This is a genomic window from Stutzerimonas sp. C6.4V, assembly GCF_058536345.1.
This window is the reverse complement of the sequence record NZ_JBZUBM010000001.1, coordinates 1,042,706-1,069,046: the sequence shown is the minus strand read 5'-3', so window position 1 is coordinate 1,069,046 and position 26,341 is coordinate 1,042,706. Positions and strand designations below refer to the sequence as shown.

24 protein-coding genes, 1 tRNA gene and 2 pseudogenes are annotated in these 26,341 nt (G+C 60.7%); 7 read left to right on the top strand and 20 right to left on the bottom strand.

What is annotated here, in order from left to right; translation table 11 throughout:
* Positions 1 to 3 precede the first annotated feature (3 nt).
* The 8 genes and pseudogenes from AC4LFW_RS05190 to AC4LFW_RS05155 all read right to left on the bottom strand — a co-directional run bounded on the left by AC4LFW_RS05190 (position 4) and on the right by AC4LFW_RS05155 (position 6,998).
* On the bottom strand, positions 4 to 2,541 hold the full coding sequence (locus AC4LFW_RS05190; RefSeq protein WP_491818140.1) for a penicillin acylase family protein: 2,538 nt from the start codon (positions 2,539 to 2,541) through the stop codon (positions 4 to 6).
* Positions 2,542 to 2,612: 71 nt separating this feature from the next.
* Positions 2,613 to 3,077 carry a DUF2489 domain-containing protein gene (locus AC4LFW_RS05185; RefSeq protein ID WP_491818139.1) on the bottom strand — a complete coding sequence of 155 codons (465 nt, stop codon included), beginning with the start codon at positions 3,075 to 3,077 and terminating at the stop codon, positions 2,613 to 2,615.
* Between the two features lie 7 nt (positions 3,078 to 3,084).
* A complete protein-coding gene (locus tag AC4LFW_RS05180) occupies positions 3,085 to 3,276 on the bottom strand; it encodes an SEC-C metal-binding domain-containing protein (protein WP_491818138.1) in 192 nt (63 codons plus the stop codon).
* An 8-nt stretch (positions 3,277 to 3,284) separates the two neighbouring features.
* Positions 3,285 to 3,782, bottom strand: a complete 498-nt coding sequence (locus AC4LFW_RS05175; protein WP_491818137.1) for an LEA/WHy family protein — start codon at positions 3,780 to 3,782, stop codon at positions 3,285 to 3,287.
* Positions 3,783 to 3,961: 179 nt separating this feature from the next.
* Positions 3,962 to 4,696: an S-methyl-5'-thioinosine phosphorylase gene (locus tag AC4LFW_RS05170; protein WP_491818136.1), complete on the bottom strand. Its 735-nt coding sequence runs from the start codon at positions 4,694 to 4,696 to the stop codon at positions 3,962 to 3,964.
* Between the two features lie 13 nt (positions 4,697 to 4,709).
* Positions 4,710 to 5,709: pseudogene (gene nagZ, locus AC4LFW_RS05165) on the bottom strand (beta-N-acetylhexosaminidase).
* A 17-nt stretch (positions 5,710 to 5,726) separates the two neighbouring features.
* Positions 5,727 to 6,251 carry a L,D-transpeptidase family protein gene (locus AC4LFW_RS05160; protein ID WP_491818135.1) on the bottom strand — a complete coding sequence of 175 codons (525 nt, stop codon included), beginning with the start codon at positions 6,249 to 6,251 and terminating at the stop codon, positions 5,727 to 5,729.
* Positions 6,252 to 6,290: 39 nt separating this feature from the next.
* Positions 6,291 to 6,998, bottom strand: a complete 708-nt coding sequence (locus AC4LFW_RS05155) for a TetR/AcrR family transcriptional regulator (protein WP_491818134.1) — start codon at positions 6,996 to 6,998, stop codon at positions 6,291 to 6,293.
* Between the two features lie 198 nt (positions 6,999 to 7,196).
* Here AC4LFW_RS05155 and lexA point away from each other — a divergent pair, with 198 nt between their 5' ends.
* Complete coding sequence (gene lexA / locus AC4LFW_RS05150) at positions 7,197 to 7,805, top strand: transcriptional repressor LexA (protein ID WP_491818133.1); 609 nt, start codon at positions 7,197 to 7,199, stop codon at positions 7,803 to 7,805.
* Positions 7,806 to 7,813: 8 nt separating this feature from the next.
* A complete protein-coding gene (gene sulA, locus AC4LFW_RS05145) occupies positions 7,814 to 8,296 on the top strand; it encodes an SOS-induced cell division inhibitor SulA (RefSeq protein ID WP_491818132.1) in 483 nt (160 codons plus the stop codon).
* A 67-nt stretch (positions 8,297 to 8,363) separates the two neighbouring features.
* On the opposite strand, the gene AC4LFW_RS05140 is transcribed toward sulA, so the two are convergent.
* The gene (locus AC4LFW_RS05140; protein WP_491818131.1) at positions 8,364 to 8,597 is read right to left on the bottom strand and encodes a hypothetical protein; all 234 of its coding nucleotides are present in this window, start codon (positions 8,595 to 8,597) and stop codon (positions 8,364 to 8,366) included.
* 203 nt (positions 8,598 to 8,800) lie between these two features.
* Between AC4LFW_RS05140 and AC4LFW_RS05135 the strand changes: the two genes are divergently transcribed.
* Positions 8,801 to 9,652: an EamA family transporter gene (locus tag AC4LFW_RS05135; protein ID WP_491818130.1), complete on the top strand. Its 852-nt coding sequence runs from the start codon at positions 8,801 to 8,803 to the stop codon at positions 9,650 to 9,652.
* A gap of 34 nt (positions 9,653 to 9,686) precedes the next feature.
* Here the strand turns inward: AC4LFW_RS05135 and AC4LFW_RS05130 are convergent, their stop codons facing one another.
* The 5 genes from AC4LFW_RS05130 to fadB form a co-directional block, all read right to left on the bottom strand.
* Positions 9,687 to 10,205 carry a DUF6586 family protein gene (locus AC4LFW_RS05130; RefSeq protein WP_491818129.1) on the bottom strand — a complete coding sequence of 173 codons (519 nt, stop codon included), beginning with the start codon at positions 10,203 to 10,205 and terminating at the stop codon, positions 9,687 to 9,689.
* Positions 10,206 to 10,425: 220 nt separating this feature from the next.
* Entirely contained in the window at positions 10,426 to 13,035 is a 2,610-nt protein-coding gene (gene topA, locus AC4LFW_RS05125) for a type I DNA topoisomerase (RefSeq protein ID WP_491818128.1), read from the bottom strand.
* 309 nt (positions 13,036 to 13,344) lie between these two features.
* Entirely contained in the window at positions 13,345 to 13,572 is a 228-nt protein-coding gene (locus tag AC4LFW_RS05120; protein ID WP_491818127.1) for a DUF1653 domain-containing protein, read from the bottom strand.
* A 77-nt stretch (positions 13,573 to 13,649) separates the two neighbouring features.
* Complete coding sequence (gene fadA, locus AC4LFW_RS05115; RefSeq protein ID WP_491818126.1) at positions 13,650 to 14,825, bottom strand: acetyl-CoA C-acyltransferase FadA; 1,176 nt, start codon at positions 14,823 to 14,825, stop codon at positions 13,650 to 13,652.
* Positions 14,826 to 14,984: 159 nt separating this feature from the next.
* On the bottom strand, positions 14,985 to 17,132 hold the full coding sequence (fadB, locus tag AC4LFW_RS05110) for a fatty acid oxidation complex subunit alpha FadB (RefSeq protein ID WP_491818125.1): 2,148 nt from the start codon (positions 17,130 to 17,132) through the stop codon (positions 14,985 to 14,987).
* A 441-nt stretch (positions 17,133 to 17,573) separates the two neighbouring features.
* On the opposite strand from fadB, the gene AC4LFW_RS05105 reads away from it, so the two are divergent.
* Both AC4LFW_RS05105 and AC4LFW_RS05100 read left to right on the top strand, forming a co-directional pair.
* Positions 17,574 to 19,610 carry a S9 family peptidase gene (locus AC4LFW_RS05105; RefSeq protein WP_491818124.1) on the top strand — a complete coding sequence of 679 codons (2,037 nt, stop codon included), beginning with the start codon at positions 17,574 to 17,576 and terminating at the stop codon, positions 19,608 to 19,610.
* Between the two features lie 96 nt (positions 19,611 to 19,706).
* Positions 19,707 to 20,069, top strand: a complete 363-nt coding sequence (locus tag AC4LFW_RS05100; RefSeq protein WP_491818123.1) for a YgaP family membrane protein — start codon at positions 19,707 to 19,709, stop codon at positions 20,067 to 20,069.
* Positions 20,070 to 20,080: 11 nt separating this feature from the next.
* On the opposite strand, the gene AC4LFW_RS05095 is transcribed toward AC4LFW_RS05100, so the two are convergent.
* The 5 genes and pseudogenes from AC4LFW_RS05095 to AC4LFW_RS05075 form a co-directional block, all read right to left on the bottom strand.
* Positions 20,081 to 21,070, bottom strand: coding sequence for a succinylglutamate desuccinylase (locus AC4LFW_RS05095; protein ID WP_491818122.1), 990 nt, complete (start codon positions 21,068 to 21,070; stop codon positions 20,081 to 20,083).
* A 10-nt stretch (positions 21,071 to 21,080) separates the two neighbouring features.
* A pseudogene (locus AC4LFW_RS05090) lies at positions 21,081 to 21,369 on the bottom strand (topoisomerase II).
* Between the two features lie 52 nt (positions 21,370 to 21,421).
* A complete protein-coding gene (locus tag AC4LFW_RS05085) occupies positions 21,422 to 22,642 on the bottom strand; it encodes an aspartate aminotransferase family protein (protein ID WP_491818121.1) in 1,221 nt (406 codons plus the stop codon).
* 119 nt (positions 22,643 to 22,761) lie between these two features.
* On the bottom strand, positions 22,762 to 23,457 hold the full coding sequence (locus AC4LFW_RS05080) for a crotonase/enoyl-CoA hydratase family protein (RefSeq protein ID WP_491818120.1): 696 nt from the start codon (positions 23,455 to 23,457) through the stop codon (positions 22,762 to 22,764).
* A 129-nt stretch (positions 23,458 to 23,586) separates the two neighbouring features.
* Entirely contained in the window at positions 23,587 to 24,891 is a 1,305-nt protein-coding gene (locus AC4LFW_RS05075; RefSeq protein ID WP_491818119.1) for an HD-GYP domain-containing protein, read from the bottom strand.
* Between the two features lie 230 nt (positions 24,892 to 25,121).
* On the opposite strand from AC4LFW_RS05075, the gene AC4LFW_RS05070 reads away from it, so the two are divergent.
* Positions 25,122 to 25,211, top strand: a tRNA-Ser gene (locus tag AC4LFW_RS05070).
* Here AC4LFW_RS05070 and AC4LFW_RS05065 read toward each other — a convergent pair.
* Positions 25,203 to 25,526 (bottom strand): hypothetical protein, encoded by a 324-nt coding sequence (locus AC4LFW_RS05065; RefSeq protein ID WP_491818118.1) that lies wholly within the window; start codon positions 25,524 to 25,526, stop codon positions 25,203 to 25,205. The genes AC4LFW_RS05070 and AC4LFW_RS05065 overlap by 9 nt on opposite strands.
* Before the next feature lie 380 nt (positions 25,527 to 25,906).
* Between AC4LFW_RS05065 and AC4LFW_RS05060 the strand changes: the two genes are divergently transcribed.
* Complete coding sequence (locus tag AC4LFW_RS05060) at positions 25,907 to 26,260, top strand: rhodanese-like domain-containing protein (protein ID WP_491818117.1); 354 nt, start codon at positions 25,907 to 25,909, stop codon at positions 26,258 to 26,260.
* Positions 26,261 to 26,341: the final 81 nt, after the last annotated feature.

Below are 26,341 nucleotides of genomic sequence, written 5' to 3'. Positions count from 1 at the left end.
TTGCTAGTGGCTCGCCGGAGTCAGCAGCAGCCGCTGGGTGCCATAGACCTTGTCCAGGTTTTCTGCCTTGAACGGAAAGCTCATGTACTTTCCGCTCAACCAGGCCTCGATGCCGTCGGCATAGTGCGGGCTTGCCGGGTTACCCGATTGCCCGGAGCTGTTGAGCCCGATCATTGGTTCATCAAGACCGAAATCCACAATGATCCTCATGGCGGGAACGAGCCAGGTATCGAAGCCATCCCCCCATGGGTAAGCCGAGACGTTAAGGGTGCTGTGGTCGCCTCCCGCTGCGACAGGGCCGCGATCGAGGTAGCCGCTGACTGCGTTGATCTTGCTGCGCTGGCCGGCGGGCATATAGGGGGCGAGCTGCGTCGCGCCACTGCGCCAGCTGTAGGTATGAGCCTTGCCCCAACGCCACGCACTGCGATCCGGACCTTGCTCCGCCTCCAGGCGATCAACCGCTGCCACCAGCGTGCGGGCCAGGATCGCGGGCTTGTCTTCGGCCTGCGCTGTGCTGATGTCGTTCCAGTAGGGGCTGTCGTCCCGGCCCAGCAAATGATCGGCCTGCGCCGAATACGAGATATTGGCGGTTTCCACCAGCGCCTTCCAGGCAGTGCTGGTGTCGGGACCCAACTCATCGAGAAAGATCTGTCGCGCCGACTCCGACAGAAAAGCCTCGTACAACGCAGCATCCGCCGAGTCCGCAGACAATTTGCCATCGAAGCCGATCAGACGAGACAGGGTCCAGCGCGCCTTGCCTCGTGCGGGCTCGGCAAGCGCCTCTATGGCGGCGTCGAGCGCCTGGTCCATCCCAGGCGCCTGCAGCATCGCCCCTAGCTTGGCGGCAAACCCGGTGGTCTGGTCGTACTGCATCGCCTTCGCGCTCTGGGTGTCGTGGCTGCCTTGTCCCAGAAGCTGGGCGATCCGCTCTGCCCGTTCCGGGTAATGCCAGGAGTTGGATAGCTGCATGCCATACCCTTTGGGTACGGTGCGATGGTTGGCGGTTGCCAGCCAGCCCTGGGCCGGGTCTTGGTCATAGGGATGCAGCATGGGATCAGCATAACCGTCCCAGGCATAGCGCCCGTCCCAGCCGGGCGAAGGTACCAGGCCAAGCCCTTCGCGCCGATTGGGATACCGGCCGGTAACCTGCCAGCCAATCCCCTGCGCATCGGCAAACACGATATTGAGCGCCGCCGCCCGGATTTCGCGCGTCGCTTCGAAGCCCTCATCGACCGACTTTGCGCGCGACAGATCGAAAAACGCGTCCAGGGTCCGATCCGCTTCCAGCTGCGTGGTCTTCAGCGCCAACCCATAACCGCTGCTCAGCTGCAATGGCTGCAGCGGGTGCTTGCGCTCGCCAAGTACGCTGTTGAGCAGGGGCCCGTTGCGGGTTTCATACAGGGTTTCACGGATCGGCCGTTCCCCCTTGATGAAAAAAGTCTCATGGCGCTCGACCGCCTCGACCCATTTGCCCTCGGCGAGATACAGCAAGCGCTCGCCTTCGCGACGTACCTGCTCGATAAAGAGATCCTGGGTGTCGCCCATGACCATGGTCATGCCCCACCCCAGCTTGCCGTTGAAGCCCGCCACGACGGCAGGGACACCCGCAATGCTGACGCCCGCCGCCTCGAAACTAGGGGCGCGGATCTGGACGAAATTCCAGTACGACGGCATCGCCAGGGGCAGATGGGTGTCGTTGGCCATCAGCGGCTTGCCGCTTCGCGTATGGCTGCCTGAGATGGCCCAGTTATTCGAAGCGGCCACGCCAAGCATGTTCAATGCAGCGATCTGCCCGGCCACATTTCCCAGCGCGTCCAGTCCGGCGATGTCGCCGGTCAGCTCGAGCCCCTTGAGCTTCTCCGCCTCGTCGAACGGCAGAGACTCATCGGGATAGGTTGGCAGCAACCAGGCCAGCCTGTCGCTGCCGACCTTTTGCGCCATGGCCAGCGAAGCGATCTCTTCCTGCAGGTTGACCGCCAGGCCAAAGTTCAATAGGCAGAACACCAGCACCGAATCCTCGGGCTTCCAGTACTCAGGCACGTAACCCGCCGCAGCGAGGTCCATGGGCAGCTTGTCGCGATGCCGGAACAGATAGGCGTTGACCCCCCGCGCATAGACATCGAAGAACCGTTGCATGCGCGGCGAACTCTCGCGGTAGAGCACCTCCGCGCTTTTGCGCAGATTCACCGCACGCATGAAACGATCGATCTCCAATACGCCAGGCCCGGCCATCTCCGCCAGGCGCCCTTGCGCCATCAGACGCAAGCTGATCATCTGGCTCAGGCGATCCGTGGCGTGGACATAACCCAGCCCAAACAGCGCATCATGGAACGTCGCCGTCTCGATCAGGGGCATGCCCAGGGAGTTGCGCCGGATGCTCACGCTTTTGTCGAGCCCGGTGATAGGTTGCACGCCGTGCGCAGGCGGAAGGCTATAGCTGTAGCGGTTGTCCAGATAGGCCTCGCAACCGCTGAGACCGCCAGCAACCAGCGCGGCGCCCAGGGTAAGTCGTAGCAGCATTGAGGACAGGCGCAGAGGCATCAACGGCTCCTTCGCCGGGATGGCGACACGGGAATTCATGGTCAGACAGTGAGGTTAAAAGGGTGCGGCGCTCAGGCGGCTTTGTGATCGCTCGGCAGCCCTTCATCGAGCAACCAGCGGGCAGACCGGCGGGCTTCGGCCTTGTGCTGCAATTCGAGTGCGCTGAAATTCGCTTCGTGGCGGCGCCGCTCGTTCTTGTCCAGCGCCTTCCAGGCGGCATGGGTCGGCACCTGCTCAGTCGCTTCGTAGAGCACCTGGAAAACCTGGCAGCGTGGGTCCTGCCCGAGATTCGAGTCATAGTTGTCGAGCAGCACCTTGATGCGGATGGCGCCCTCGATGAGCGGCACCTGTTCGGTCAGCAAACTGCCGGCCAGCACCCTGATATCTCCGGCGAGCGCGGCGTGTTGCTGCGCCTGCAACTCGGCAACCTGCCGCTCCCTGCGCCAGACCTTGCGCCACAGATGCAAGGCATAAGCGGCCAGCGCGGCAACCAATAGCAGCCCGACGACTAGCAACACGAGAGAGGCAGTGGTCATGAGCGCATCAGGCTCCGTGGCACTTCTTGAATTTCTTCTGGCTGCCGCAAGGGCAGGGATCGTTACGACCGACATCCTTCAACGGGTTGCGGATTGGGTCGTGGCCGTGGTTGCAATGCGGCCCATGGACATGATGTTCGTGGCCATGATCATGGTCATGATTGCAATCGGGACCGTGTACGTGAGTTTCCTGATTCATCGGTGTCGCTACTCCGGAATAAAGTTGCCGGGGATTATCTCGCCATTGGTGGAGATGTGCACGCTTCGCCCCGCCATCAGGCCCGTTTTCAACTGACCATCCAGCCGATAGGCAATTGGGCGGTCAGGCTTCTCAAGCAGGCGCACGATGTACTTCATGTGCCGCCAGAGGTTGGTATGCACCGGCACCTCGTAATACTCGAAACTTCCGCCCGGGACAGTCAGCCATCCGCTGGACTCGCCACTGGCCAGCTCGATATCGTTGAGATGCACGGTGTAGATCAACCCGCGCACCGGCAGGCTCTGCTGATTGGGATTGTCGACGCGAAACCGCAGCAGAAATTGCTGTTCGAGCAGACGGGCCTTGATGATCTCGACCTTGGTGAGCTGAACACGCGGGTCCTGAAAATCGGCACTGAACCAGGTCGAACAACCCGCCAGGCCTGACAACAGCCCCAGCAAAACCACTGCTCTCGATATTCTTCTTATGGGTGCGTGGCAAAGCATTGCGGTACTCCAGAGGACGGCCAAGTGTAGCAAGCGGCGAATCGGCTGCAATGGGTTGGATCGAGGAAATTAGCGCAACCTTGCTACGTCTTTGCTACCGGCCGAAGCCATGTCAGCAAGCATCCGCCGGCATGGCATGGGATGGCATGCCCGGCCGAAAACAATGGCATTCCTTTCCGCTATGCCAGCGCCCGAGCCAGCACAGCGCGAGTCTTGGAGATACCCTCCGCCAATGCCAGTTCGATTTCGGCCATGGTGATGACTCCTTGCGCCTTGCCTGCAGCCGGGTTCACCACCAGCGCGAGGCAGGCATAAGGTAGCGCCAGCTCACGGGCAAGGACCGCCTCCGGCATGCCGGTCATACCGACGATATCGCAGCCGTCACGCTCCATTCTTGCTATCTCGGCAGCGGTTTCCAATCTCGGCCCTTGCGTACATCCGTACACACCGTGGCTGCTGAAAAGATAGCCTTCAGCGGCAAGCCCATCGATCAGGCGCTGACGAAGCGCCTCGTCGTAGGGAAAACTGAAGTCGATATGGGTCACATGCTCGATATCGCCTTCGAAAAAGGTGTGTTCGCGCCCGTAGGTGTAATCAATAAGCTGATGCGGCACGCACAGATGACCTGCACCCATCGCCGGATGAATGCCACCGACAGCATTGACTGCAATGACCGCCTGCGCTCCAGCTTCTCTCAGCGCCCAGAGATTGGCCCGGTAATTCACCTGGTGCGGTGGAATACGGTGCGGGTGGCCATGCCGCGCGAGGAACAACACCTCTCGACCGGCATAGTCACCACGCAGGATGTTGGCCGATGGCGGACCGTACGGCGTATCGATCGCAACGGCTTCGCGCAACAGGAGGCCCGGCAGCTCGGTAAGACCGGTACCGCCGACGATAGCGTGGACAGTCATCTGTATTCCTCGGTCAAACAATCAGTTCGGCAGCTTTAAGGCTGGCGATCGATGCCAGCCAGCGGGGGTCCTGCTTGTATTCGAGTGAACCGATCACCCTCCGGCGCATCTTCGACAGGGCTGGAGCGGGCCTTGCTCCAAGACGCTGCAAGGCCGAAAGCGCCAGCTCTGCAGCCGCCCGATCGTTACAGACAAGCCCCATGTCGCAACCAGCAGCCAACGCCGCCTCGATCCGGCTTGCGGCATCGCCGGCGACGTGCGCACCAGCCATCGACAGATCGTCACTGAAGATCACGCCGCCGAAGCCCAGACTCCTCACGCAGAACATCCTGGAGCCAGCGTTTTGAAAACCCGGCAGGCTGTTCGTCTACCTGCGGATAGATCACATGGGCTGGCATCACCGCGTCCAGTTGTCCTGCCAGGCGCTGGAAAGGCACCAGATCCTGCACCCGGAGCATCTCCAGGCTGCGTTCATCCACCGGGATTGCCACATGCGAGTCTGCCTCGGCCCAGCCGTGACCCGGGAAGTGCTTGCCCGTCGCGGCCATTCCAGCACGGTGCATGCCCTTGATAAAGGCGCTTGCCAACATGGTGGCACGCTGCGGGTCGCCCTCGAATGCGCGGGTGCCAACCACCGCGCTCCGCTGATGATCCAGATCCAGTACTGGCGCAAAGCTGAAATCAAGGCCCACCGCCAACACCTCGGTCGCCATCACCCAGCCACAGGTTTCGGCAAGGCCCTCGGCATCGGCGCGCGAGGCAAACTCCCGCATCGCCGGCAAGCGAACGAAGTCACGACGCAATCGTTGAACGCGACCGCCCTCCTGATCCACCGCCAGCAGAAGATCAGGCCTCAGCGCGCGTATCGCTCCGCAAAGGTCCGACACCTGACGCGGATTTTCGATGTTGCGAGCGAACAGAATCAGTCCGCCCACCTCCGGCTGGCGCAACAGTTGCCGGTCTTCGGCGGTCAGCCAGGTACCGGCTATGTCCAGCATCAACGAGCCTTGCATGCTAATAAGATGTTCCTTTAGTTAAGCGCCATGCCCGCCCAGCCGGGGCAGCCGGCTTCGTCGATCTGCACCGCGCAGCCGACCGGCACTCGCGGAAAAAGATCCAGAAGGTCGGCATTGCGCAGCCTGATGCAACCATGGGAAAGGGGCACGCCCATGGGTTCGGTATCGGGAGTGCCATGCAGATAGATGTATCGTCGAAAGGTGTCTACCGCACCCATGCGGTTGCGGCCTGGCTCGCAGCCGCTCAGCCAGAGAATGCGGGTCAGAATCCAGTCGCGGTCGGGAAACTCCTCCTGCAGGGCAGTGTTCCACACCTCGCCCGTCCAGCGACGACCGCGAAGCACGGCCCCCAAGGGCAGGCCGTCACCGATACGCGCGCGCACCAGATGCCGGCCACGTGGGGTGCAGCCGGACCCATTTTGTTCACCCGCTCCGTTGCGAGCGGTCGATACGGGCAGCCTGATACACAGCGCACCCTTGGAAAAGCCAAAGAGCAACTGGTCGGCAATGGAAATATGCAGCAGATCAAGATCAGACATGGGCAGCTAGCTTAGCCGATCGCTCTGCAGGCGTGTAGCTCAACCCTTGGCAGGCATGGCCAACGCATTGCGACGAGCGATGGGATGCGCCTGGGCCAGGTGGCTGTCGGCAACGCCTGAATCGGCGCGCATGCCGGCCGCAAGGAACGGAACCATCATCCGCATGACCTGCTCGATGGAGGTTTTGGCACCGAAGTCGTTCTCGGCAATGGCACGCAGCGCCTTGATGCCGGACATGCTGAATGCCGCTGCGCCGAGCATGAAGTGCACGCGCCAGAACAGCTCAATGGGAGGAATCGATGGGGCGGCCTCATGGACACGCATCATGTAGCGGCGGAACACCTTGCCGTACATGTCTTCGAGATAGCGTCGCAGGTGGCCCTGACTCTGGCTGAACGAGAGCCCCAGCAGCCGCATGAAGATCGACAGGTCATCACCGCTGCGCGGTTTCACTGCCAGCGCCTGCTCGACAAGGATTTCCAGTAGCTCTTCCAGCGTGTCCTTCTTGTCCGACAGCGCCTCGCGCCTGTCGAGTTCACGTTCCAGGCTGACGCAGAACGGCCCTAGGAACCGGGAAAACACCGCCTGGATTAGGGCCTTCTTCGAGCCGAAATGATAGTTCACCGCCGCCAGGTTGACTCCGGCCTTGCTGGTGATCAGGCGAAGCGAAGTCTCGGCGAAGCCCTTCTCGGCGAACAGCTGTTCAGCCGCATCCAGGATCCGCTCTACTGTCTCAGACTGCGCCATGCCTTCTCCCCTGCCAAACACCCGTTTGAAACTTACGTTTCACTCTTAGCCAAGTCAACAGCGAATACATCGTCGCTGCCTGCTTGCTAGCAGGCGAAGCTTGCATCAAGCGGGCGCCCGGCTCAACAAATCAACGATTGCCAAGGAACCGGCACTGTATATAATCCCAGTCACTGTATATAAGAACAGAGACCTTCCATGACCAAGCTGACCCCTCGCCAGTCGGAAATCCTGGCCTTCATCAAGCGCTGCCTGGAAGACAACGGGTACCCGCCTACCCGCGCGGAAATCGCTCAGGAGCTGGGTTTCAAATCTCCCAACGCCGCCGAGGAGCACCTCAAGGCACTGGCTCGCAAAGGTGCCATTGAAATGACTCCTGGCGCTTCGCGCGGGATCCGCATTCCGGGCTTCGAGCCAGCTACCGAGGATAACGGGTTGCCCGTGATCGGCCGCGTAGCGGCAGGCGCGCCGATTCTGGCACAGCAGCATGTGGAAGAGTCCTGCCAGATCAACCCTTCCTTCTTTCAACCAAAAGCCGATTACCTCCTGCGCGTGCGTGGTATGAGCATGAAGGATATCGGCATTTTGGATGGTGACCTGCTTGCCGTTCACACGACACGTGAAGCACGCAACGGGCAGATTGTTGTAGCCAGGATCGACGACGAGGTGACGGTAAAACGCTTCAAGCGCGAAGGCGACAAGGTCTGGTTGCTTGCGGAAAACTCAGAATTCGCGCCCATCGAAGTGGATCTGGAGCATCAGGAGCTGGTTATTGAAGGCTTGAGTGTCGGCGTCATTCGCCGCTAGGAGAGAATATGCAGTATCAACTCCAACCCCTTGCAGGCAAACCACCGCAATTATCTTTATTCGAAGGGTTGGTCGCGCACCAACCAGCGCCGTTCGGCCCTGCCAGGTGCGCTGACCCAGTACCGAATGAAGGCGGCCTGAGCGAAATGTCGTTAACTGGCGATAAGGTTCAATGCAGGCAGCTGCTAGCGCCGGTATTGCGCGACCTCAGCGAGGCTGCCGACATCCGCTGGCTTACGCTGATCGCCCCGCCTGCGGCGCTGTCGCTCAACTGGCTTCGGGAGTCGGGGCTCAACCGTGATCGCATCCTGCTGCTACAGGGCCGCGGTATTCACGACACGCTGGACCTGGCCTGCAAGGCGCTGATGTCGGGCTGCAGCCATACGGTGATTACCTGGTTCGATCGACTGGATCGGCCTGCCCAGTTGAAGCTGCGTAAAGCGGCTAGCCAAGGCAACACGCAGAGTCTGAATATTCGAATGAGAAAGTAATACGCTACAGCTAACGGCACATGGACGTGCCTAGACTGTGCCAGTCGCAACGACCGGCAAGCATTGCTCAATGCAACACGTGCGGTCTCTCTTCCTGCTCGAATTCCCCTTCTGATACCCGGCCTGCCATTTGCACGCCGACACTGAACATCGCTTTAGCAATCTCTACATGCTGCCCTTGCAAGAAGACTTTGGCATCGTCGGAAAAATCCAGCGTTGCAAGAACCTCTTCGTCTTCGGCACGACGCAGCACGATGCTGCCGTCGGGTAGCTCGACGATTTCCAGAAAAGATGTTGGCATGGTCTGCTCCCCTTGAAAGGGGCGCATTGTAACAGCGCGCTGGCCGGTGGGCACCTCAAGGGCCGCGGAAGGCATCCTGGCCGACGGTGGTTCGATGGCTCCCACTGTGAGGTGGGTGCGCTATGGCCCGGCTGAACGTAGGATGGGCCCGGGCAGCCCCAACCTGGGGCCTGCAACAGGGGTTCGCCGTTGGGGTTTGCAGGATGAGCATCAAAACCGTTGCACTGACCGTATTGGCGATGCTCGCCTTTGCGGGGAATTCGCTCCTTTGTCGTGCAGCGCTGCGAGACAGCGAGATTGATCCCGCCAGCTTTACCGCCCTTCGTATCCTTTCGGGCGCAACGGTGCTTTGGTTCCTGATCAAGCTGCGTAACGTGTCATCGGTAACAGGCGGATCCTGGGCTGGTGCCATTGCCTTGTTTGTCTACGCCACCGCCTTTTCGTATGCCTACCTGCACATCGATGCCGGCGCCGGCGCCTTGTTGCTGTTCGGGGCCGTGCAATTGAGCATGATCGCCTGGGGTCTCTGGCACGGCGAGCGGTTCCACTGGTTTCAGATCGCCGGCCTGGGCCTGGCGGCCGCTGGCCTGCTCGCACTGCTTCTTCCGGGCGCCAGCACTCCGGCGGTTTCGGCGTCACTGCTAATGGTGATATCAGGCGTTGCGTGGGGGGCTTATTCGCTACTGGGCCGCGGTGCGCCGGACTCGCTGGCCGCAACGGCTGGCAACTTCATGCGCGCCGTCCCCTTGGCAGCGCTGCTGGCAGTGCTGGCATTTTCCTGGCTTCAATGGGATGCAGCCGGTGTTACCTTCGCGTTGTTGTCCGGGGCACTGACGTCAGGCGTCGGATATGCGATCTGGTACGCAGCATTGCCTGGCCTTGCCGCTGTGCAGGCGGCCAGCGTCCAGCTGAGCGTTCCCTTGCTGACAGCACTGGCTGGAAGCCTGCTGCTGGGTGAAGCCCTGACTCCTCGCCTACTGCTCGCCGGGCTCGCTATTTTGGGCGGCATTGCGCTGGTCCTATGCTTCAAGCGCGCCCCTCGAACTGCCCGTTAGCAGACTAGATGGACAACAAAGCCGTAGCCGACGCCTACCACTCGGACAGGGATTCGCGGAAACGTAGCGCAAGCTCCTTGAGCTGTTGCCGCCAGGACTCGATATCGGCGCGACCCAACGGTAGCACCTCCTCCGCAACGGAAATCGCTTCGATCAACGGCATGGTGGGATCGGTTTTCGGTTTGGCCGGTGCGCGGGGCGGCTGGAACAAGGCGTCATAGGCGGAGATCAGCTGCGCAACCCAGGTCTCGGAATGGCCAGCCAGCTCGATCAGCTCGCTTAGTTCCGGGCTTGGCGTAGGCTCTCCGGGCGAGCGGAACAGCAACAGCTCCACCCGCGGTGCGTTTGCGTTGGCCAGGCGATAGTAGCCGGCAATTTCGTGGCAAAGCCCGAGCAGTGCGCCGTACAAATGAAAAAGACTCGCCTCGCGCTCGGCCTGAATCATTCCCGGCGCATTCACCGATCCCTTTTCCTCAGCCTTGCGCCAGTTCTCCAGCGAGAGCCCGGCGAAATAGATCTTCTGATTGGTGCGGGTGTAGAGCTCTTTGGCCATGGCGTCTGTCTCGTAAGCTGGAAGCTGGAAGCTGGAAGCTGGAAGCTGGAAGCTGGAAGCTGGAAGCTGGAAGCTGGAAGCTGGAAGCTGGAAGCTGGAAGCTGGAAGCTGGAAAAGTATGGCGGCGGGCCCGGGAAACGCAACCCGCCTGTCGACGCCAGCCAGGGCAAGAACTCAATGCGAACACTCTCCTGCCCCCAGCGTTTCTTTCGGCTTGGCTCTATTTTGTGCTCTTGTCTTCCACCTTCCACTTGGCGCCATCGAAGAACGCCTTCCAGCCGGTTGGCTTACCGTTCACCTCGGTCTGCACGTATTGCTCCTTGGTCTTGCGACTGAAGCGGATCACGGCCGGACGGCCCTCCGGATCCTTTTTGGGCGCATCAAGCAGGAAATGGTACTTCGGGTCGATTTCGTCCTTGTGCGGAATCAGCTCCGAGACCAGTGGTGCACGCGTCTCGCGATTTTTCGGAAACTGGCTGGCCGCCAGGAAAAGGCCAGAAGCGCCGTCGCGCAGGACGTAGGTATCGTCCACCTTTTCACACTTGAGCTCCGGCATCTTGACAGCATCCATCTTAGGCGGCGCCGCCTCGCCACTACGGAGCAGCTTGCGAGTGTTCTTGCATTCGGCGTTGGTGCAACCAAAGAACTTGCCGAAGCGACCGGTCTTGAGCTGCATCTCGCTACCGCACTTGTCACATTCCAGGCTCGGACCCTCGTAGCCCTTGATGCGGTACTGCCCTTCTTCGATTTCGTAGCCGGTGCAGTCGGGATTGTTGCCGCAGATATGCAGCTTGTGCGTTTCGTCGAGCAGATAAGCATCCATGGCCGTGCTGCAAATGGGGCAGCGATGCTTGCCAAGCAGCACGCGGGATTCGGACTCACCCTCGTCATCGGCGGCGATCTCGTCTCCAGGAACGAGATTGACCGTCGACTTGCAGCGCTCCTTGGGCGGCAGGCTGTAACCAGAGCATCCGAGAAACACACCCGTCGATGCGGTACGGATCATCATCGGGCGGCCACAGACCTTGCACGGAATGTCCGTGAGGGTCGGCTGATTGGCGCGCATGCCGGCCTCGCTGGACTCGGCAATCTCGAGTTTCTTGCGGAAGTCACCGTAGAACTCGTCGAGCACGTGCTTCCACTCACGCTCGCCCTGGGCGACATCGTCGAGGTTTTCTTCCATTCCGGCGGTAAAGCCGTAGTCCATCAGGTTGTTGAAGCTCTCCGAGAGGCGCTCGGTAACGATGTCGCCCATCTTCTCGGAATAGAACCGACGGTTGTGCAACGACACGTAGCCACGGTCCTGAATGGTCGAGATGATCGCTGCATAGGTAGACGGACGACCGATACCGCGCTTTTCCATTTCCTTGACCAGGCTCGCTTCGGAATAGCGTGCCGGCGGCTTGGTGAAGTGCTGGCTGGGGTCGAGCTTGATCAGCTTCATCCCGTCGCCCTTGTTCATCTCAGGCAACACGTCGTCTTCGCCGCTCTTGCTCTGTTGCGGCATGACCTTGGTATAACCGTCGAACTTGAGGATGCGGCCCTTTGCCCGCAGCTCGAAGTTGCCAGCGGTGACCGTCACGCTGGTGGATAGATACTGGGCCGGCGGCATCTGACAGGCCACGAACTGGCGCCAGATCAGGTCATAAAGGCGCTCCGCATCGCGCTCCATGCCGGAGAGCTGGGTCGGGCGCAGGTTCACATCCGACGGGCGAATCGCCTCGTGCGCTTCCTGAGCACCTTCTTTGCTCGAGTAAGAATTCGGCTTCTCCGGCAGATACCTGTTGCCGAATTCGCCTTCGATGAATCCGCGCACCATGCTCAGGGCATCGGCCGACAGATTGGTCGAGTCGGTACGCATGTAGGTGATGTAACCCGCCTCGTAGAGCCGCTGGGCCATCATCATGGTCTTCTTGACGCCAAAACCGAGCCGGTTGCTGGCTGCCTGCTGCAGGGTCGAGGTAATGAACGGAGCCGACGGCTTGCTCGAGGTTGGCTTGTCCTCGCGTTTGGTGACGCTATAGCTGGCGCCCTTGAGTTGCTCCAGCGCAGCCATGGCGTGAGCTTCATTCAGCGGCTTGAAGGCCTCGCCGTTCTCCCGTGAAACCTCGAATCGCACCTTTGCGCTTTCCGCTGTGGCGAGGTCGGCATGCACCTCCCAATACTCTTCCGGGACAAACGCGCGAATCTCCCGCTCGCGCTCGACCACCAGCTTTACCGCAACCGACTGCACCCGGCCGGCAGAAAGGCCGCGAGCGATTTTCGACCAAAGCAAGGGCGAAACCATGTAGCCCACCACGCGATCGAGGAAGCGCCGCGCCTGCTGTGCGTTGACGCGATTGATGTCTAGGTCGCCGGGCTTGGAGAATGCCTCCTGGATCGCCTTCTTGGTGATCTCGTTAAACACAACGCGCTTGTAACGACTGTCGTCGCCCCCGATGGACTCGCGCAGGTGCCAGGCGATGGCCTCCCCTTCTCTATCCAAGTCGGTCGCGAGATAGATGGTGTCGGCTTCCTTAGCCAGGCGACGAAGCTCATCGATCACCTTTTCCTTACCAGGCAGGATCTCGTACTTCGCTTTCCAGCCGTGCTCGGGATCGATACCCATCCGCGTGAACAGCTGACGCTTGGCTTTCTCCTTCGGCGAAAGCGCCGGGGCTTCGGCCGCTGCGGCCTTGCCGCGCTTGACCGGCTCCTTGTTGGCAGAGCCGCTGGTGGGAAGGTCGCGGATGTGGCCGATACTCGACTTCACCACGTACTGGTTGCCCAAATACTTGTTGATTGTCTTGGCCTTGGCCGGTGATTCCACGATGACCAGCGATTTACCCATGGAGAGGAGAGTTCCTGAATCGAGAGGTGAACTGAGAATAAACTGATCGGCATGTCCGGTTGCCATAGGCGATGTCCGGCTGCCAGGGAAGCGAAGCAGCGTATTCCAGAGCTGCTACGGGAATGAATCAACACTCCGAAAACCTTCATGCCCACTGCTAAATCCGTTGGCAGCTGGCTGCCCGGTGGGTCGTTTTTCGTCCGAAACCGAGTGGAGTCGCTTTCACTCTGTCCGAAAAGCACCGCTATATATAGTGGCGATGGAGCCGAGGTCAAGCGCGAGGGTTAAGCCACCTAGCGCAGGACACCCTTAAAAACGGCTGGTTTCGGCCTCGATCAAGGCAAAACGGCAAAGCGTTTCGCCGTCGACTTCGACCGTTTCGGTGAACATCGAAAGCGGTCGCACCCAGAGACCAAAATCTCCGTATAACGCCTGATAGAAGACCATCGGCTCTTCCGTTTCGGAATGTAGGGCAACCGCATATACCCGGTACTCAGGCCCCTTGTAGTGACGATACCGCCCTGGCACAACCTGCATTCCAACCTCCGATAAGCCCACCCGGCATAAAAATGAAAACCGGGGCACATGGCCCCGGTTCCCTGTCCTCGAACAGCTTAGACGCGTTCGAACACCGTGGTGATACCCTGACCCAGGCCGATACACATCGTAGCCACGCCAAGCGTACCGCCGTTCTGCTTCATCACGTTCAACAGAGTGCCGGAAATGCGTGCCCCCGAGCAACCGAACGGATGGCCCAGGGCAATGGCGCCACCGTGCAGGTTGACCTTCTGCTCCATCTTGTCGAGCAGCTTCAGGTCCTTCAGCACCGGCAGAGCCTGAGCGGCGAAAGCTTCGTTGAGCTCGACAAAGTCGATGTCGTCCATCGTCAGACCTGCGCGTTTGAGCGCCTTCTGAGTGGCCGGCACCGGACCATAACCCATGATTGCCGGATCGACACCGGCAAGCGCCATGGAGCGGATCACAGCCATCGGCTGAATACCCAGATCCTGAGCCCGCTGCGCCGACATGACGATCATGCACGAAGCGCCATCGGTGATCTGCGAAGAAGTACCAGCTGTCACTGTGCCACCCTTCGGGTTGAATGCCGGCTTCAGCGCCGCCAGGCTTTCCTGGGTGGTTTCCGGACGAATGGTTTCATCGTAGTCGAAGACCTTGAGGAAGCCGTTCTCGTCGTAACCCTCCATCGGGATGATCTCATCCTTGAACATCCCGTCGACCGTAGCCTTGTGGGCCAGCCGATGCGAACGCTCACCGAAGGCATCCTGCTGCTCACGGGTGATGCCATGCATCTTGCCCAGCATTTCGGCGGTCAGGCCCATCATGCCGGAGGCCTTGGCGGCGTACAGCGACAACTGCGGGTTCGGGTCGACGCCATGCATCATGCCGACGTGGCCCATGTGCTCGACGCCACCGACGACGAAGACATCACCGTTGCCGGTCATGATTGCCTGAGCGGCGGTGTGCAAAGCGCTCATGGACGAACCACACAAGCGGCTAACCGTCTGTGCGGCGCTGGTGTGCGGGATACGGGTCAGCAACGAAGCCATACGGGCGATGTTCCAGCCCTGTTCCAGGGTCTGGTTGACGCAGCCCCAGATCACGTCCTCGACTTCGGCCGGGTCGATCTTGGGGTTGCGTGCCAACAAGCCATCGATCAGGTGCGCGGACATGGTCTCGGCGCGGGTGTTGCGGTGCATGCCGCCCTTGGAACGACCCATCGGGGTACGGCCGAAGTCGACAATGACGACGTCTCTCGGATTAAGGCTCATTCTCTCTATTCCTCATTAGAAAAGCGCCTTGAAAGCTACTGCGCTAGGCAGGGCGTCGTTGAAGTCAGCCTCAAAATGCTCATTTACTACTCGTAAACTCCGCTTTTTCGACCGACTTCGCCTCGCCTTGCCTTCGCTCGCTACGCTTTCAAAGCCCTTTTAGCCGTAGAAGCGCTGGCCGTTGGCAGCCATCTCACGCAGCTTCGCAGTCGGGTGGTACAGCGGGCCCAGGTCGGCGTACTTGTCGGCCAGGGCCACGAACTCGGCAACACCGATCGAATCGATGTAACGCAGTGCACCACCACGGAAGGGCGGGAAGCCGATGCCGTAGATCAGGCCCATATCGGCCTCGGCAGCGGTTTCAACGATCTTGTCTTCCAGGCAGCGGACGGTTTCCAGGCACAGCGGAATCATCATGAAGTTGATGATGTCCTCATCAGTGACTTCGCGCTGCTCATAGACGACAGGCGCCAGTATTTCCTGGACGCTCGGGTCAACCACCTTGGCAGGCTTGCCCTTCTTGTCCATCTCGTAGCTGTAGAAACCCTTGCCGTTCTTCTGGCCCAGGCGATTGGCGTCATACAGGGCGTCTACCGCTGTGCGGCGATCGTCCTTCATGCGATCCGGAAAGCCTTCAGCCATGACGTCACGACCGTGATGGCCGGTGTCCATGCCAACCACGTCCATCAGGTACGCAGGCCCCATGGGCCAGCCGAATTTTTCCATGACCTTGTCGACGCGCACGAAGTCCACGCCAGCGCTGACCAGACGGGCGAAGCCGCCGAAGTAGGGGAACAACACGCGGTTGACCAGGAAGCCCGGGCAGTCGTTGACCACGACCGGGCTCTTGCCCATTTTCTTGGCATAGGCAACGGTGGTGGCGATGGCGGTTTCGCTGGTCTTCTCGCCGCGGATCACTTCCACCAGCGGCATCATGTGTACCGGGTTGAAGAAGTGCATACCGCAGAAATTCTCAGGACGCTTGAGCGCCTGAGCCAGCAGGCTGATGGAGATGGTCGAGGTATTGGAAGCAATGATCGCATCCTCACGCACCAGGCCCTCGACTTCGGCGAGCACCGACTGCTTGATCTTGGGATTCTCGACCACAGCTTCAACCACGATGTCGACGTGACCGAAGTCACCGTAGGACATGGTCGGGCGGATGGCATTGAGTGCTTCAGCCATCTTCGCCGGCGTCAGGCGGCCCTTCTCGACGCGCTTGCCGAGGAGCTTGGAGGCCTCGTTCAGGCCCATCTGGATGCCTTCTTCGCGGATATCCTTCATCAGGATCGGCGTGCCTTTGACAGCCGACTGATAGGCGATACCGCCACCCATGATGCCGGCACCGAGAACGGCTGCCAGTTTCACATCACGAGCTTGCTTGTCGTAGGCCTTGGCCTTCTTCTTTAGCTCCTGATCGCTCAGGAACAGACCAACCAGGCTCTGCGCGACCGAGGTCTTGGCGAGCTTGACGAAGCCAGCGGCCTCCACTTCGATGGCCCTGTCGCGGCCGAAGTTGGCGGCTTTCTGGATGGTCTTGATCGCTTCGACCGGCGCCGGGTAGTTCGGACCCGCCTGACCGGCGACGAAACCCTTGGCCGTTTCGAAGGCCATCATCTGCTCGATGGCGTTGAGCTTGAGCTTGTCCAGCTTCGGCTGGCGCTTGGCCTTGTAGTCCAGCTCGCCGGAGATGGCGCGCTTGATCAGATCCAACGCAGCGGCCTGCAGCTGCTCGGGAGCAACCACAGCGTCTACGGCGCGAACCTTGAGCGCATCTTCAGCACGGTTTTCCTTACCCGAGGCAATCCACTCGACGGCATTATCGACGCCGATTAGACGCGGCAGGCGGACGGTGCCACCGAAGCCTGGATAGATGCCCAGCTTCACTTCCGGCAGGCCGACCTTGGCGGCCGAGGACATGACGCGGTAGTCAGCCGCCAGGCACATTTCGAAACCGCCACCCAGGGCGATGCCGTTGATGGCGGCGACAGTCGGGACACCCAGGTCTTCGAAATCGCTGAATATCTTGTTCGCTTCGAGATTACCGGCGACCAGTTCTTCGTCCGGCAGCTTGAAGTTGTCGACGAACTCGGTGATGTCGGCGCCGACGATGAACACGTCCTTGCCACTGCTGACGATGACACCCTTGACCGAAGCGTCGGACTTGATGGCGTCCACTGCCTGGCGAAGGTCGCTGAGGGTGAGGCGGTTGAACTTGTTGACGGACTCACCCTTGAGGTCGAAATTCAATTCGACGATGCCGCTCTCAAGAGCCTTAACCGTGATGGCTTTACCTTCGTAAATCATCAACTGATCTCCACGGTATGGAAGCTGAACGTTACGTGTCGCACGTCATCGATCCAGGACCGTCACCGATCCAGGTAAAACGACACCCACCGACACGATAATCCGGGCTGACGGCATTTGCGTGGCAAACGCTCGATTCATACGCCCGTTTGATTTGGGTGAGCACACCTTCATGGAAAAGCGACCCATTGTCAATCGGCCATCAAGCCGCTCGCGGCTCGTGCTCGCCCGCCAGACCGATAAGACTAGCCAAACCCTGCGGCGGTGCCGCACGAGATAGAGTCGGGCCTTGCCAGCATCAGTCAGCATTCACACCGATGATTGAACTCGATGAACCCTCATCCCCCCGACACCGTCACAAAATGACGGGGCGCCTTGTACACTGCGCGCCTATTGCCCCCTTCAGCCGCGACATTGAGCGGCCCGATTCTGGAGTTTTGCATGCCTGCCCCTATCGCCCGAGCCGATCACGGTCAAGATCCCTACAAGTGGTTGGAAGAGCGTGACAGCCCGGCAGTGCTCGATTACTTGAAGGAAGAAAACGCCTATCTCGAAGAACAGCTGGCAGATCAGGCGGCACTGCGTGAGACGCTGTTCCAGGAAATCAAGAACCGTATCCGCGAAACAGACCTGTCCCTGCCTTCGCCCTGGGGCCCCTGGCTTTACTACCAACGCACCACCGCCGGCGACGAGTATCCACGCCATTACCGATGCCCTCGGCCGGCAGATGGCTCGTTCACAGTCGATGAAAACCAGGAGCAACTGCTGCTCGACCCCAACGAACTGGCGGCCGGTGGCTTCCTCTCGCTGGGTGCATTCAGCGTCAGCCAGGATCACGGCAAACTGGCCTACAGCCTCGACACGCAGGGCGATGAAATCTATCAGTTGTTCGTCAAGGACCTGGCAACCGGCGAGGTGACCGCCCTGCCCTTCGAGGATTGTGACGGGAGCATGACCTGGGCCAACGACAACCAGACCCTGTTTTTCGGCGAGCTCGACGACACTCACCGGCCGCACAAGATCTACCGCCATCGGCTGGGTGACAGCGAGCGTACCGAGGTCTACCACGACCCGGACGGCCGCTATTTCGTCCATTGCTACCGCGCCAGCTCCGAGCGGCAATTGGTGATCCTGTCCAACAGCAAGACCACCAGCGAAGCCTGGGTCCTTTCGGCCGACGACCCGGAAGGAGACTGGCTCTGCCTGGCGCCCCGTGAGGATGAGCACGAATATTTTCCGGACCATGGTCTGTTCGAAGGCCAGTGGAGCTGGTTGATCCGCAGCAATCAGACCGGCATGAACTTCGCCCTCTACAGCGCGCCGGAGAGCACCCCGCAACGCGAACACTGGAAGGAGCTGGTCGCCCACCGCGACGAGGTGATGCTCGAAGACGTCAGCCTCAACGCCGATGCCGTTACGCTCAGCTTGCGCGAAGCGGGGCTGCCCGTGATCGAGGTCAGGCCTCGGCAAGGCGGAGCCTTCAGGGTGCAGTTGCCGGACGCCGCCTACAGCCTGCATGTGCATAACAGCCTGGAGTTCGACAGCCCGGTGATCCGCTTGCGTTATGAGGCGCTCAACCGCCCGGCACAGATCCGGGAATTGGGTCTGGCAGACGGCACACAACGGGTACTTAAGGAAACGCCGGTCGAGGGCGACTTCGATGCCGATGCCTATGTCAGCCAACGCATCTGGGCCAAGGCCGCGGATGGCACCCAGATACCCATCAGCCTGGTAGGCCGACGCGAGGCATTCGGCCGACCTGCACCGCTTTACCTGTATGGCTACGGTGCCTATGGCCACAGCCTGGACCCCTGGTTTTCTCACGCACGGCTGTCGTTGCTCGATCGGGGCTTCGTGTTTGCCATCGCTCATGTCCGGGGCGGCGGCGATCTGGGCGAAGCCTGGTATCGCGCCGGCAAGCTGGAGCACAAGCCGAACACCTTCTCCGACTTCATCGCCTGCGCGGAGAAACTCGTAGCAGACGGCTTCACCAGCGCACCGCAGTTGGCCATCAGCGGTGGCAGCGCCGGCGGTCTGCTGATAGGTGCCGTGCTCAACCTGCGACCTGAGCTGTTCGGCGCCGCAATTGCCGAGGTGCCCTTTGTCGATGTGCTCAACACCATGCTCAACGCCGACCTGCCGTTGACCGTCACCGAGTACGATGAATGGGGAGATCCGAACCAACCCGAGGTGCATGCCCGGATCAAAGCCTACGCGCCCTACGAGAATGTGAAAGCACAGGCCTATCCACCGATTCTCGCCGTGGCGGGCTACAACGACAGTCGCGTTCAGTACTGGGAGGCTGCGAAGTGGGTCGCCAAGCTGCGCGCCACCAAAACGGATGACAACCTGCTCCTGCTCAAGACCGAGCTGGGCGCAGGCCATGGCGGCATGAGCGGCAGATACCAGGGGCTGAAGGACGTAGCCCTCGAATATGCCTTCGTACTCAAGGTGCTCGGCCTGACCCAGCGCGAATAGCCAACCCGAAGCCTCCATGCGTGGGGATCGCCGGCGATGTGGAACAGGTTGCTGCCGTTGGGGTCACTTGTTCACCCAACTGCGGAGTGACGAATCATGAACCGGACATCCCTGAAGCGTGGCGAACAGAACGTAGAGGGCTGGGAGCGTGCAGCCTCTGTGGCAGGCGGCCTGTACTTTCTTGGCAAGGGCCTGCGGCGTGGGGGCCTGAGCGGCCTGCTGCAGCTCGCCATGGGCGGAATGGCATTGGCGCGGGGATTCACCGGCCACTGCGAGGCCAAGCGGGTAATCACCGACATTACCGAGCAGGCCAAGCTGGCTGAAGGCAACTCCCGCAGCATGCCCCTTGAGCGCAGCGAAGCGGAAGATCGCCAGTTGCAGGCCAGCGCTGTTGCAGCGACAAATACCGCAACGGTGACAGGCAACGACTCGCTGCGTAATCCGCCTGCCGGCGTCTGACAGCGTCCGGCCTAGGCGCGCGGGACGACGATCAGTCCCGCACGCTCGCCGATGGCGACACCAGCCTGAGGGAACAGAATGCAGCCGTCCGGCTCCTCAGCAATCCAGCGAACGCCATCCCTGTCTTCTGCCAACAACATTCCCCTTGGCAGCCGGGAAAAATTCTCGATATCCAGCGGAAGGCGCAGCACGAAGTCGTCGCTCTGCTTGATGATTTCTCGCGCGAGGCGGAACTTCTGCAGCGGTTTCGATGGATCATCCAGCGGCGGCGGTTCGCTGTCTTCGCTCCACGCGCAGGCGGCACGCAGAAAGATCGCAAGACATTCAGGCCAGACGCCGCCCGGCGCTTCAGCCATCTCCACCGTAAAGGCCTCAGCCGCATGGCGTGTCGCTGTATGCGCGGAGAACGTGGAAGATGGCTTCTCCTGAATCAGGACCGCATCCACGGCCGCCTGCCGCAAACGCTGCAGGCTCATCTCGGAAACTGCCCGCCCCGCCACCCACGGGCAGACTGCGAACTGCGGCAGCCTGGACGCACGCATCGCCGAATGAAGATCGTAGTGCCAGCGCCGCCGCTGCGGATCGGCGAAGAACCGTGCCACCAGTGACTCCAGCTCGGCAGCGCGTCGCTGCTCGTAGCTGGGGCCCTGCGCGTGGGAGCCGCAGAACAGGCGATTCAGATCCTGCCCCACCCGGCGCACACCCTGCCGCATTGCAGGCGGGTTGCAGAACATCAGCAATAGCCGTGCCCGAGGATGCACCTCGCCCTGAACGATGGCCTGGATAAGGCGATCAAGCACCTGGATCGGGATGACTTCACAGCCGTGCACGCCGGCGCTGAGCAACAGATCCAGCCCACCGTCCCGACCCGCTGCTGGCGTCACCTCAAGCACCCCTTCAGCAAGCCATTGCAACCGTGCCCGTGCCGAGGTGTATTGAACCCTTTCACCAGGCACCTGCCCGGCCATCGTCATCTGCAGCAGGCCGCCCAGCGAAAGCATCTCGATGCGATCAGCTGTCGTGATTGCAGTCAGGGCCGTGGACGTGTTCGCCGTCGCCTGATTCCATCGGTTCCATCTCCAGCTCCAGGCTCACCAGGTTGGTCGCCAGCGGGCGTAGCAGCAGGTTGGCGTACTCGGTATCACCGTCTTCGACGTCCACGCCGATCATCAACTGGTTGTTGCCAACCTGCTGAATCCATACCTCGCGGCCCTGCCACATCACCGCAAAGCGGGTGCAGGAGGTTTTCAAGCTGGGTACCGTCTACGTCTTCCAGAATCAGTTGCAGGCTGTCGCTCATGGTCGGATCTCCCTAATAAACTGGACAGGGCGGCAAACCGCCCCGGTTGGGCTCAAGCCCTGGTGAGCATGGCTGCGGCTCGTTCGAATCGCGCAAGACCTTCGGCAATATCCGCCTCTTCGATGATCAGGCTCGGGGCCAGGCGGATCACATCGGGCCCAGCCTGCAGGATCATCAAGGCTTCCTTTTCGGCCGCATCGAAGATCTCGCGGGCGCGACCTTTCCAATCATCGTTCAGCACGCAGCCGATCAGCATGCCCATGCCGCGAACCTGACTGAACAGACCATGGCGCTGGCCGATTTCCAGCAAGCCCGTTTTGAAGCGTTCATGGCGAGCCTTCACACCATTCAAAACCTCAGGCGTGTTGACGATATCGACCACCGCTTCGGCCACTGCACAGGCCAGCGGATTTCCGCCGTATGTCGTGCCATGGGTGCCGACACTAAAGTGCGCCGCCACCTTTTCCGTCGCCAGCATCAACCCGATCGGGAAGCCGCCGCCGAGACTCTTGGCATTGGTGAGGATGTCCGGTGTGACGCCGTAATTCATGTAGGCATACAGTTCGCCGGTGCGGCCCATGCCGGTCTGGACTTCGTCGAAAATGAGCAAGGCCCCGTGCCTATCGCAAAGCTTGCGGGCGCCTTCCAGATAGGCCTGGTCAGCGGGCAACACGCCGCTTTCGCCCTGAATCGGCTCCAGTACCACCGCACAGGTCTTGTTGGAGATTGCCGCGGCGAGCGCATCCAGATCGTTGTACGGCACATGACTGATGCCCTGGATCTTCGGCCCGAAACCATCCGAGTACTTCGGCTGGCCACCCACGGTGACGGTGAACAGGGTGCGGCCATGAAAGCTGTTCACGGCTGAGATGATCTCGCACTTCTCCGGCCCGTGATTATCGTGGGCGTAGCGGCGCGCCAGCTTGAACGCCGCCTCGTTGGCTTCAGCGCCGGAGTTGCAGAAGAAGGCCCGGTCGGCAAAGGTCGCGGCAGTGAGCTTCTTGGCCAGACGCAACGCCGGCTCGTTGGTGAAGATGTTGGAGATGTGCCAGAGCTTGCCGGCCTGTTCGGTCAGCGCAGCCACCAGCGCCGGATGGGCATGGCCGAGCACGTTCACGGCGATACCACCGGTGAAGTCGATCAGCTCTCGTCCGCTCTGGTCCCATACTCGCGAACCCTGGCCTCGCACGGGAATGAAGGCGGCCGGAGCGAAAGTAGGAACAATGACCTGGTCGAAATCAGCACGTTCTACCGGAGTGTGCGGGGCGGACATCAAGGTTCTCCTGCGAGGCGATACACATGGAATGAAAAACGCCCCACCGTGGCGGGGCGTTGCTGGCGCAGTTTAAACGCTGGTCCGCCAGGAATGGGCGGTCCGGCGAAAAATTCTCTTCACTGGCCGATCGAATGCTGCCGATCGAGTTCGATGGCTTGATCGAGGGTTTCGAGCAGAGCCTTGCGCACCTTCAGCTTGGTGTTCTTGTGGGCGGTCATGTTGATCTTCTTGAGCTGCTGGGCCGTTGCCCGGGCAACCGCCAGCAACTCTCCAGCCGGAACGACCCTGTCCAGGAAGCCCGCATCGACCGCCGCTGCAGGGCCGAAAAGCTCGCCGCAGATCACCGAACGCTGGAACGCCGACTTGCGCAACCGATCACGCGCCAGTTCGATGCCGGCGTGGTGCATGGTCATGCCGATCTGCACCTCGTTCAGCCCGATATTGAATGCACCTTCCGCACCGATCCGGTAGTCCGAGGCCAGCAACAGGAACGCACCCTTGGCGATGGCATGCCCTGGGCAGGCAGTAATCACCGGGAAAGGATGGGCCAGCATTCGCCGAGTAAAGCTGGAGCCGGTGGCCACCAGGCTGATTGCGCTTTCGGCACTGGCAGTCATCACCTTCAGATCGTAGCCACCGGACAGAATGCCCGGCTGCCCGGTAATGATCACGACCGCGCGATCCTGCTCGGCACGATCAAAGGCTGCGTTCAGCGCCTCGAACACCGCCGGGGACAACGCGTTGACCTTGCCGTTGTGCAGCGTCAGCGTGGCGATGCCGTCTTCGAGTTCGTAGGAAACCAGTTCACTCATGACGAATATCTCTTGTTGGTAGTTGGCAGACGTTACCCAGCGCGACCGGCCAGGTAAAGCGCCGTGACTGACCGACAAGTCAGGCATCAAGGGCAAATCAGCGGCTGGCAGGCACGCCTGGCGGCACACTCAGCCCTCGGCAGTTTCCGGCTCCAGATCCAGTACCGCCAGCAGCTCCGGATGCAGAATGGACTGCAATTTCGGATCCGAGACGAACAGGCCATGGGCGCCGTCCGGGATACCGCTGCTGATTCGATAGGGAATGCCATCGGCATCGACTGTCAGCTGGGACAGATCCAGATACCGTGGATCACAGGGCTGCTTGGCTGCATTGCGCAACACCACGACCTTGGGTCGCAGATGCAGCTGCGGATGTTTTTCCAGCACCAGCCCTACTTCACCGGTGTGGAGTTCGACCAGCGTGCCAACGGGAAACACGCCCAGCCAGCGGATGAATTCCTGCACCAGGGTTTCGTCGAACTGCTGGTCCGCGCCGCTGCGCAGCACGTCATAAGCGGTCTGGATCGGTCGGGCATCGTCGTAGGAGCGGTGGCTGGTGATCGCATCGAAGGCATCGACGATAGTGATCACCCGGGTGGTGAAGGGTATCTGGTAGCGATCGAGCCCCAGCGGGTAGCCTTTTCCATCAAGCCGCTCATGATGACCATAGGCGGCCTGGGCTGCAGCTGCAGGAATATCGGCCTGCGTACACAGCGCCTGGTAGCCGTAAGTGGGGTGCAGCTTGACCTGCCCGAACTCTTCTTCGGTGAGTTTGCCCGGCTTGTTGAGGATCAGGGGGTCGACCTTCATCTTGCCAACGTCGTGCAGCAGCCCGGCAATCCCCAAGACTTCTACCTTTTCATCGGACAGGCCGAGATGGGTACCGAACCCCATCGCCAGGATCGAGACCGAGAGGCAATGCAGGCTGGTATAGAGATCCTGGGATTTGAGCCGAGTCAGCCAGAGCATCGCGCTTTCGTTGCGCAACATGCTTTCCAGGTTGCGCTTGACCAGTGCCTGGCAGGCACGGGTGTCGATGGGCCGCCCTTGCTGAACGTCCGTCAATACCTGATCCAGCACCTCTGTGCTGTGCCGATACGCTTCGCGCGCTTCCTGCACTTCGAGCGATAAGGGGATGCGATTCATGGTGCGCTTGACACGCAGCGGTGTCGCCGTAGGGACGACCATCTGGCCTTCGCCGAGCACAACCCTTCGCGTGTCGTCGACAAATACATAGTCGCAGCGCTCACGCACCGCCTGGATGTGTTCAGGTTTCAGGAGCGGAAAGCCCTGGAAAAGGAAATCGGTCTGACGCCAGGGCCGATCCAGCTCGCAGATGTACATCCCGAGTTCGAGATAGCTGACATGCAGGCGGCGTTTGGTCGCAACCTGTACCGTGTCAGGGCGCTTTTTCCTGTGTCTGAATAACTTCATGGAAGCCTTTCCTGGCTCTTCATACTCTCTTCGCTCGATCCCGGCGGCAGGAAACCGATGCCATCTCGTGTTCTGAACGCTAGAACATTCAAAGGTTCATTGCCAAATATCATCTGGCCAGTATCCAACCAGTACCTTAACCACATGAAAAAACTAAAAAACTTTTTGCCATCGGCAACCTGTTCGGCTACATTAGCGCGCCTCGACGGACATCAGCTCCGTCGAGATCCGGTGAGGTGTCCGAGCGGTTGAAGGAGCACGCCTGGAAAGTGTGTATACGAGAAATCGTATCGTGGGTTCGAATCCCACCCTCACCGCCAGACCTGACGAGAAAGCCCCGATATCGGGGCTTTTTTGTATCCGCGAGTAAACGCGCCCTGCGCGCCCTCCTCTATTGCCTTGCAAGCAGACTGCGCCGCACAAAAGCCGAGCCCGGCTTCGATATCCAGCGCAAGCCATTGCCAATGTCGTCGCTGAACCAACGACAGCACCGTTACCCGCAAATGTTCCGATTTCACCCGTTGTCGCTCCGCTTCACGGCGTGGCGTTTCCATTGGCATCAATGCGGCCATCGGCCCGGCTGGACGGCGCCGGTACCGATTGGCGCGGGACCGCGCGCGAAGCTCGCGGATCATCAGGGGACCCGGATGGGTGGCGGCCACCCCTCATGCATGCAGCCATGTGTCGGCCCAAACCGTTCTCGCCCGGGCCTGGTCTGCTAATTGCTTTGCCTTCGACCAAGACAGCGGCAATCGACGGCCAGAGATCGACGAAGCAAATCGGCCGTCAGCGTGCAGACCGATCAGCAGATCGCGTGACCGAAGCGGCATGACGCGATTATTGACCGGCTCACTGGAGCCCCGCCTCAAACAACAACAAAGGCCGCCCCATGCTCAAGCACAAGAAATTCCGGCAGGCAACATTGATCCTGATCGCAACAGCTATAATCCTGATCCTCCCTAACCTGACCCGGCTCATTGGCTGAAGGGCCCACGAGATTGCGCGAGAGGATTCCATGTACCGACTGCTTCCGATATTGATGCTGCTGACCGTGACTGCCACGGCTGGAACCATAGACCAGCCCGCCGCCCTGGCCGCCCTGCAGCAACCGGACAGCGTTCTGATCGACGTGCGGACCGCACCGGAATACGCCGAGGGGGCACTGCCCGACGCCACGCGCATCGAGACGCAGCACCTAGCTGAACGTATCGCCAGCGTGGCCCCCGACAAGCAGACCCCGGTCATCCTCTATTGCCGCACGGGCCGGCGATCTTCAGCCGCGCAGGATCTACTGCAAGGCATGGGCTATTCCAACGTCATCAACGCCGGCGGCTACGACGAGCTCAAATCTGTCGTCATGCCTCGCTGAAGCCATTCCACCGTCACCGTTTCGTTTACTTCCCGAGATCGCGGAACTAATGCCGAGCAGGGGCTACTGAAAAAGTAGCCC

Coding starts and splice junctions, on each gene's coding strand:
- AC4LFW_RS05190 (WP_491818140.1), bottom strand. CDS start 2,541: ATGCCTCTGCGCCTGTCCTCAATGCTGCTACGACTTACCCTGGGCGCC.
- AC4LFW_RS05185 (WP_491818139.1), bottom strand. CDS start 3,077: ATGACCACTGCCTCTCTCGTGTTGCTAGTCGTCGGGCTGCTATTGGTT.
- AC4LFW_RS05180 (WP_491818138.1), bottom strand. CDS start 3,276: ATGAATCAGGAAACTCACGTACACGGTCCCGATTGCAATCATGACCAT.
- AC4LFW_RS05175 (WP_491818137.1), bottom strand. CDS start 3,782: ATGCTTTGCCACGCACCCATAAGAAGAATATCGAGAGCAGTGGTTTTG.
- AC4LFW_RS05170 (WP_491818136.1), bottom strand. CDS start 4,696: ATGACTGTCCACGCTATCGTCGGCGGTACCGGTCTTACCGAGCTGCCG.
- AC4LFW_RS05160 (WP_491818135.1), bottom strand. CDS start 6,251: ATGTCTGATCTTGATCTGCTGCATATTTCCATTGCCGACCAGTTGCTC.
- AC4LFW_RS05155 (WP_491818134.1), bottom strand. CDS start 6,998: ATGGCGCAGTCTGAGACAGTAGAGCGGATCCTGGATGCGGCTGAACAG.
- lexA (WP_491818133.1), top strand. CDS start 7,197: ATGACCAAGCTGACCCCTCGCCAGTCGGAAATCCTGGCCTTCATCAAG.
- sulA (WP_491818132.1), top strand. CDS start 7,814: ATGCAGTATCAACTCCAACCCCTTGCAGGCAAACCACCGCAATTATCT.
- AC4LFW_RS05140 (WP_491818131.1), bottom strand. CDS start 8,597: ATGCCAACATCTTTTCTGGAAATCGTCGAGCTACCCGACGGCAGCATC.
- AC4LFW_RS05135 (WP_491818130.1), top strand. CDS start 8,801: ATGAGCATCAAAACCGTTGCACTGACCGTATTGGCGATGCTCGCCTTT.
- AC4LFW_RS05130 (WP_491818129.1), bottom strand. CDS start 10,205: ATGGCCAAAGAGCTCTACACCCGCACCAATCAGAAGATCTATTTCGCC.
- topA (WP_491818128.1), bottom strand. CDS start 13,035: ATGGGTAAATCGCTGGTCATCGTGGAATCACCGGCCAAGGCCAAGACA.
- AC4LFW_RS05120 (WP_491818127.1), bottom strand. CDS start 13,572: ATGCAGGTTGTGCCAGGGCGGTATCGTCACTACAAGGGGCCTGAGTAC.
- fadA (WP_491818126.1), bottom strand. CDS start 14,825: ATGAGCCTTAATCCGAGAGACGTCGTCATTGTCGACTTCGGCCGTACC.
- fadB (WP_491818125.1), bottom strand. CDS start 17,132: ATGATTTACGAAGGTAAAGCCATCACGGTTAAGGCTCTTGAGAGCGGC.
- AC4LFW_RS05105 (WP_491818124.1), top strand. CDS start 17,574: ATGCCTGCCCCTATCGCCCGAGCCGATCACGGTCAAGATCCCTACAAG.
- AC4LFW_RS05100 (WP_491818123.1), top strand. CDS start 19,707: ATGAACCGGACATCCCTGAAGCGTGGCGAACAGAACGTAGAGGGCTGG.
- AC4LFW_RS05095 (WP_491818122.1), bottom strand. CDS start 21,070: ATGCTTTCGCTGGGCGGCCTGCTGCAGATGACGATGGCCGGGCAGGTG.
- AC4LFW_RS05085 (WP_491818121.1), bottom strand. CDS start 22,642: ATGTCCGCCCCGCACACTCCGGTAGAACGTGCTGATTTCGACCAGGTC.
- AC4LFW_RS05080 (WP_491818120.1), bottom strand. CDS start 23,457: ATGAGTGAACTGGTTTCCTACGAACTCGAAGACGGCATCGCCACGCTG.
- AC4LFW_RS05075 (WP_491818119.1), bottom strand. CDS start 24,891: ATGAAGTTATTCAGACACAGGAAAAAGCGCCCTGACACGGTACAGGTT.
- AC4LFW_RS05065 (WP_491818118.1), bottom strand. CDS start 25,526: ATGATCCGCGAGCTTCGCGCGCGGTCCCGCGCCAATCGGTACCGGCGC.
- AC4LFW_RS05060 (WP_491818117.1), top strand. CDS start 25,907: ATGTACCGACTGCTTCCGATATTGATGCTGCTGACCGTGACTGCCACG.